Genomic DNA, 4,378 nt, shown 5'->3' with positions numbered 1-4,378 from the left:
CGGTAATGATGCCAACATTGTTGCAGGGCAAGTCAAAGGCAATAGGGTGGTGGCTGATATAGGTCATGACCTTAATATTGAATCGAAACAAGACAGCGATGAGTTCCACTCTAAAAGCACGTCAACCTCGGTAGGGGGAAGTTTTTCTTATGGAGGCTCAAGTAGTATTAATGCCTCGGCGAGCAAAACGAAAATGGACAGCAACTGGCAAAGTGTGACCGACCAATCGGGCATCTTTGCGGGCAGTGGTGGCTATGACATTAAGGTCGGGAACAACACCGACTTAAAAGGTGCGGTGATATCCTCAGAAGCGAAAGACAAGAGCCAAAACCGCCTTGACACCGGCACAATCAGCTTTAGTGATATCGAAAACAAAGCGGACTACCAAGTCAGTAGCAGCAGTGCAGGGGTAAGCTCTAGCGGCATGCCATCGATGCCAACCAGTCGCAATAAAAACGAAAGCGAGCATTCGACGACGCATTCAGCGGTATCGGAAGGGACGATAATTATCCGCAACAAAGACACCCAAAAACAAGATATCAACGAACTAAGCCGAGATACTGAGCAGGCGAATAACGAGCTCAAACACATTTTTAACAAACAAAAAGAGCAAGACATCATCGACCAAACGCATTTAGTGAGTGAAATTGGTGGTGAAACGTTAACGATGCTTAATCATATTGACCGGATAAAAGCCGAATCCAAGGCAAAAGAAGCGGTAGAAAAAGAACAAGAAAAAGCCGCAGACAAAGGCATCGTGTTAACCGACAAGCAGCAACAAAAAATCTACGAAGACGCCTACAAAGAATCGATGAACCAAGGCATGTCAGCGATGGGCAGTGACACCCGTCAAGGCATTGACATGGCGGTTAGTATCATCAACGGCTTAATCAGTGGCGACATGACAGGGGCAGCCGCAGGGGCACTCGCGCCAAAAATTGCTACAATTATCAAACAACAGACCGAAGGAAGCACCGTTGCCAACACCGTCAGCCATGCGATACTCGGTGCGGTGGTAGCCGAGCTACAAGGCAACTCTGCACTAGTGGGTGGCTTAGGTGCTGCTGCAAGTGAACGTGGTGCTGAGGTTATCATCGGTATTCTTTACCCAGGTAAAACAGTAGCGGAATTATCACAAGAAGAAAGACAACAAATCAGCGCCCTATCACAACTCGCCACAGGCCTAGCAATAGCCGCTGCCGGCGGTGATATCCAAGATGTGAATACTGGCGTTGCTGCGGGGAAAAATGCGGTTGAAAATAATGGATTAAGTTGGGCTGATGGTGGATTTGGTGGCGATTTTATAGGTCTTTCACCTGAAACAGGGGCAAATTATGAAGGTATCCTCCATGCCTCAGCAGCAGGTTATTTAACTCAAGAAGAAACAGAGGAAGCACTAGAAAGGCTCATAACAGGTAAAGATATGCCTAATGGTAGCGATTATGTTGAACTCTGGATGCGAGCCCCAGAGCAAATAGGTGCATTTTTACCAGGGCCAATTAGTGCCGCTATGGCGGCACTTGCTATGGCTGATAAGTCTTTAACCGACACTGACAAAGCTGATTTGATTTCAGTACTAAATAAAGCTACAGGTGATTATTTAACTGGTGCAGATACTGAATCTTTATTAGAATTAAATACTGCTTTAAGTCGATTTGGTGCCAAAAGTACAAATAAACAATTCCAACAATTTATAAAAGAAAAAGTTGAGAATAATGTAGCAACATCTCAAAAAGGCAATAAATCAAGTAAGTTTGGCGAGCATGCCAAAAATGAGCAAGAAATAAAAACTGGAAAGCAAACGACAGAAACAGCAAATAAGGCGGGGGAATATCTTGAAGACTTCAAACCATCTTCCACACCGGCAGAATTAGTACAACAACAGGCAGGTAAAGGTAGTCAAGTATCCATCAATACCGAGCATATTTTAAACGGCGAGATTAAAACTTATAAAAATGGTAAAAAGGTAGGCACGGGTGGACACTATTTAAAGGATCCAAACATTAGAGTAGATAGATGGACTGGCGCTGCTGATGTTAATGGTGTAAAAACAGGTTATATATCAGTAAGAGATCCAGCAACAGGGAAATGGTATAAAAAACAGGCAGAGACGACATTTTTTCCTGAGCATTGGTCTAAGCGTCAGACGGAAATGGAAATTGAAAGTGCTTTTAGAAATTCAAAACCTCATGCCGATCCATTGAAGAAAGAAATGTGGCAAGGGACATCCTCTAGTGGTGTAAAAATGGAAGGCTATTATAAAAAACCAAATGGCACAGGTGCAACAGCTTGGCCTGTTTACCAGGGAGCTAAAAAATAATGATTAATCAAAAAATTTATTTTATATGGAAAGATGGAGTGTATCGTATGTCTCCAACGCCGGAAGAAAGAAACATTAAATTTACGTCCAAAGTAGGCCATGGAATATACGAAATAGGCTCTTGGTTAACAACAGATCTTCCTACAGGAATAAACTCCGTCAATATCTGGATTAACAATCTCACCGATTTAGAAAATAGCCGAGCACCAGATGGTTGGTTTGGTATTGGTAATGCGCATTGGGTACTAATAACGGGAGATTACGTGTTTATTGGTACAGAATACGTTGAAGAGCAACAAGTCATAATGACCAGAGAGCAGCTTTTATATGTTCTGGAGCAATATAAGGCCTTTTTGGAAGGCGATTATAACGATCCCAACAATCCGCCCGATCCCATTGATGTTGAATTTATAGCAGAAGGTCAAGAAGCTATTGACATGTATAATAGCTTAGAAGGCTCCCATCTAGTGCCTTATGCATGCTAATTTGTAGTGAATTTCACTTAATTTGAGATACACCTTATAAAACTTTTATCTATTTGGTGGCAGTTAACATTGTCACCAAATCCTATAATTCAAATAAAACATTAACATCAAAATAACGCATGGCGATGTAATGATAAGTGGTGCGCAGTTAGCCGCCGGTGAAAATATCATTATTGAAGCTAATCGTGATGTCAATATTACCACCTCAACCGATAAGCAAAACGAGCACAATAAATCCAGCAGTAAACAGACCAATATCACCTTAAGGGTACCTACTGCTGGCTCAAGTATTCGCTTTATTAATAGCAGCCCAAATCATGGAGTGGGCATGTTACCGTATGGTGACCAGCGTAACGGTGAACAACATCATGCCGATGCCACAGCGCAAAATCCATCTTCATTAACGGCGAATAATATTTACATTAACAGTAAAGAAGGTCATGTTAATATCACCAGTAGCCAAATTGCTGCGGAAAAAGACATCAACATTAAAGCCAATAAAGGCAATATTACCGTCAATACAAGTAAAGATGCGTCTCGTATTGAAGAAAAAGGCTATCATAAACAAGTCGGTGAACTCGGTGGTGACGGCTACAGTGGTACCGTGGGCTGGCAAGAATCCCGCTATAAAAATTTGGAAAACAAGTCCACCCAAAGTAATATTCGCAGTGAAATTACCAGTGCTAAGGGTAATGTCAATTTGTGGGCCGGTGAGGATATTCGTCTGTCTGGTACCGATATTTGATCCTCGCCAAAAAAGTGGACAAAAGTTGCCTCTATGGTATAAACAAAAATCATAGGAGACAAATATCATGGTCAAAAAATTTAATATCGAATTCAAACAACAATCAGTGGATTATGCGTTATCTAATGCACACCTTTCTATCAGCGAACTTGCCAATCATCTAGGTGTGGGTAAATCAACCCTAGATAAATGGATTAGGCAACTTTCCCCGAATAAAACCAGCCGTCGAGAGTTAACCGCTGAGCAACAGCGGATTATGGCGTTAGAAAAAGAGATTAAAGAACTGAAAATGGCTAATGATATACTAAAAAAGGCGCATGTGTACTTCATCAACAATCCAAGTCGATGAAGTACGCTTATATGAAAAATCATTTAACCTGCTATCCCGTTACTAGGATATGCTCATTACTTGGTGTCAGTTCATCGGGTTATTATGCTTGGTTAAAAAGAGCAAACAAATCAGTTAAACTCAGCGAGTATATCCAAAAGCAGTATTGGCAACATAAAGCCCGTTTGGGTGCGCCAAGCCTGCTTCATGATGCAAGAGAAGCAGGCTATCAAGTTTCAGAAAGGACAATTAGCCGTGTTTTGCAACAATTGGGATTACGGAGTAAAGCAGCACGTAAATTCAAGCATAAAACAGACAAGGCTCATCACAATATTGCGCCCAACACGTTAGATAGGCAATTTAATCCTGATAAGCCTAATAAAACATGGGTAACCGATATTACTTATATTAAAACGGGTGAAGGTTGGTTATATTTGTCGGTGATTATCGATTTATATGGACGAAAAGTGATTGCTAGGCAAACCAGTCGCTACATAGAC

General features: G+C 41.6%; 5 protein-coding genes. All 5 read left to right on the top strand.

From position 1 onward, the window contains the following. Positions 1-2,320 (top strand): EndoU domain-containing protein (locus A9G25_RS12075; protein ID WP_176701139.1); only part of this gene is annotated, 2,320 nt, incomplete at its 5' end. A 47-nt stretch (positions 2,321-2,367) separates the two neighbouring features. Beyond that, positions 2,368-2,805, top strand: coding sequence for a DUF5376 domain-containing protein (locus A9G25_RS12070; protein ID WP_218057626.1), 438 nt, complete (start codon positions 2,368-2,370; stop codon positions 2,803-2,805). A 100-nt stretch (positions 2,806-2,905) separates the two neighbouring features. Further along, the gene (locus tag A9G25_RS12065) at positions 2,906-3,550 is read left to right on the top strand and encodes a hemagglutinin repeat-containing protein (RefSeq protein WP_335340340.1); all 645 of its coding nucleotides are present in this window, start codon (positions 2,906-2,908) and stop codon (positions 3,548-3,550) included. A 67-nt stretch (positions 3,551-3,617) separates the two neighbouring features. Further along, positions 3,618-3,899 (top strand): IS3 family transposase, encoded by a 282-nt coding sequence (locus tag A9G25_RS12060; RefSeq protein ID WP_065625218.1) that lies wholly within the window; start codon positions 3,618-3,620, stop codon positions 3,897-3,899. Beyond that, positions 3,896-4,378: DDE-type integrase/transposase/recombinase (locus A9G25_RS12055; RefSeq protein ID WP_141674942.1), on the top strand; the 483-nt coding region annotated here is incomplete at its 3' end. The genes A9G25_RS12060 and A9G25_RS12055, both read left to right, overlap by 4 nt.

It is taken from the genome of Gilliamella sp. Bif1-4 (assembly GCF_001690535.1).
GTDB lineage: Bacteria > Pseudomonadota > Gammaproteobacteria > Enterobacterales > Orbaceae > Gilliamella > Gilliamella bombi.
This window is presented reverse-complemented; position numbering and strand designations above follow the sequence as displayed.

Bases quoted from the DNA above. Each gene is read 5' to 3' on its own strand.
- A9G25_RS12070 (WP_218057626.1), top strand. From the start codon at position 2,368: ATGTCTCCAACGCCGGAAGAAAGAAACATTAAATTTACGTCCAAAGTA.
- A9G25_RS12060 (WP_065625218.1), top strand. From the start codon at position 3,618: ATGGTCAAAAAATTTAATATCGAATTCAAACAACAATCAGTGGATTAT.